This is a genomic window from Terriglobia bacterium (assembly GCA_036496425.1).
Taxonomy (GTDB): Bacteria; Acidobacteriota; Terriglobia; order 20CM-2-55-15; family 20CM-2-55-15; genus 20CM-2-55-15.
Genome location: DASXLG010000053.1, coordinates 1 through 2485 on the forward strand (window position 1 = coordinate 1; position 2485 = coordinate 2485).

Here is a 2485-nt window from a genome sequence, read left to right on the forward strand (position 1 = left end):
GGCCAGCTCGACGACGAAATGAAACGCGAGGCATGGCTGACGCACCCTGCTTCCCTTGAGCTGGTCTTCAGCACGAATGCCGGAGAGCTCTGGAAAACAATTCTACAGCAGAAAGGATGGAAATATCGCCTGCTGTCGGAAACGCCCGAGGACTTGTCGTGGAATTGAACGCCGCCGCACGGCGTAACAAACGGTCAGCCTACCGGGATTCATCTGTTCCAGCGTCAAAACGGCCGACAGGGTGAGAAAATGCAGTCAAGGGGGAGTCGGGTCTAAAAAGTTCACCGATTGGTTGCACGGGAACGTGCTGACAGAGTTTTTTCCGGTCGCAAGCGGCAGGTTGAAGGGATCCGGGTCCCTGCCTGTGTTCAATTCCGGTTTCTCCGCCTCAGCTCTTCCAACTGGGGTTTGAGCTCTTTCTTGGTCTCGGGGTTCATGCGATCGATAAAGAGTATGCCCTGAAGGTGATCGGTTTCATGCTGGACCGCGCGGGCGAGCAGGCCGCCGCAGCGAAACTCAAGGCGCTGACCATTCTCACCGAGCGCGACGACATCCACCGATTCGGGCCGGGCGATGTCGGCATAAATTTCAGGGAAGCTCAAACATCCTTCCGGGCCCGCCACTGGTGGCGCCACAGGAACGATTTCCGGGTTCATCAACACGAGCGGCATGAACGCGTTGATGTCGGCCGGCTGTCCGTGGAATTGCAGAGTTGAAGGCCGGTCTTTGATTTCTCGCACGTCGATCACGGTCAGTTGCAGCGCGTGGCCCACCTGTTGGGCGGCCAGTCCGACTCCCGCGGCGGCGTACATGGTATCCAGCAAATCCTTTATCAACTGTTTGATTTGCGGCGTGACCTTCTCAACGCGGGCGCCCTTTTGTCGCAGGATCGGATGCCCGTATGTGACGACGGGAAGAATCATTGTTGGCGTTTTGATGCGAACAGTCGAAGTTCCTGCGGTGTGAGTCAAGTAGGGACGAGTTTCGAAAGGATCTTACTTTCCCGGCCATTTACGCAGAAGCCCGGTCAATTGGAGAATGGAGGGGCTCGTCGCCGTGCGAACGTAGTAGCCACTTGTGGTGACACCGGTCAGCACGCTCATCGCGTTGTCGAATCCAAGCAGTTTGCCCAGGCAAAAACCCGCGTTAAAATGGTCACCCGCGCCGGTCGTGATCTTCGGTTTTGAAATATAAGGTCCTTTGACGAGATCCACCGATTCATCGCTGACGGCCAGCGCATAAGAAACCGGGTGGATGACAATCGTACTGACGGGTAATCTGGCGCGCAGCTCGCGCGCGAGTGTGGAAAGGGACTCCGCGCTGTGCGCCTTGCGATGCAGTCCCAGCACGTCGGCGATTTCGTTGGCTTCCTTCTCGTTCAGGCCGAGAACGACATCGAAATGGTTCTCGAACCGTTTGATCATCTCCAGCGCGCGGGTGAGATCTTCTGCGGTGCGTTTCTCGGGGTCGCACAGGTCGAAGAACATGATGCGTCGTGGCGATTTCAGGCCGGGACAAAGTTCGTTCAGGAGAGCGTCCCAGATGTCGCTCATGTGGGGAAGCATCGTCCAGTTGACGAACGCGGCGAGGTCGGCATGTTCGAATTTCGCGGCGAATCTTTCGCGGCCGAACCGGGCGAGGATGTTGGACCAGGTGATTTCCTTGAGCGAGGAATGTTTCCCCAGCATGATTTTGCCGTCCTCGAACTCGAGGGCGTCGGTATGGCCGGGCTCCGCAATGGAATGGACTTCCGCCCGCTTGGCAAACTCATGAAAGACGGGGTGCAGGTGCGGATAGCCAAGGTTCCCAAGGTAAGTCACCTTGAGCCCGAAACTGGCCAGGGCATTGGCCATGATCGGACCGTTTCCGCCGAGTTTGGTGAGCTGGTTCACCAGTTCGAGGTTCGTACTTTTCCCGGAAGCCTCGGCGATCCGCTCCGCCAGGCGGGCAATCGACGGCACCCGTTCGTAGTTCTGCGCATCCACTCGCTTGTCCACCACGTGCAGGATTTCGTCAACGAAGCCGTCCAGACCCACGAACGCCGTCAATCGGCCGGCGCGGTCAACCGCGTCCGCCAGTCGTTGTGCGCACAATTCACGAAGTTCAAATGTGGTGGTCATGGAAAATCCGGTCCGGCCGCCAGCAGTGGAAGACAACCCGCTTTTCAATCCAGCTTCACATTCATGATTTCCAAAACACGGCCGAGGTCATCATCATTGTAAAAGTGAATCTGGAGCGCGCCCTTTCCCTGGCGGTAACGCAAGTCCACTTTCGTCCCGAATCGCTCCTGCAGGCGCCGTTCGAGATCGGCTATGTGGGAATCCTTGGTCAGTGGAAGCGAAGCCGGCCTGGTGCCGGCGGGTGGCGCGGTGGATCGGTTTTGCAGATGCGCGACCAGGGTTTCGGTCTGCCGAACGTTCAACGACTGTTTGATAACGCGGTCCGCCGCGAGTTTTTGTTCCTCGGCTCGAGTCAGCCCCAGAAT

The 2485-nt window shown here is 57.8% G+C and carries 3 protein-coding genes; all 3 read right to left on the bottom strand.

Going from position 1 to position 2485, the window contains the following annotated elements; translation table 11 throughout:
- Positions 1-368: 368 nt before the first annotated feature.
- Complete coding sequence (gene def / locus VGK48_03565; GenBank protein HEY2380241.1) at positions 369-923, bottom strand: peptide deformylase; 555 nt, start codon at positions 921-923, stop codon at positions 369-371.
- Positions 924-995: 72 nt separating this feature from the next.
- Positions 996-2120: a hypothetical protein gene (locus tag VGK48_03570; protein HEY2380242.1), complete on the bottom strand. Its 1125-nt coding sequence runs from the start codon at positions 2118-2120 to the stop codon at positions 996-998.
- Between the two features lie 44 nt (positions 2121-2164).
- A partial coding sequence (locus VGK48_03575) for a chromosome partitioning protein ParB (protein HEY2380243.1) occupies positions 2165-2485 on the bottom strand: 321 nt, incomplete at its 5' end.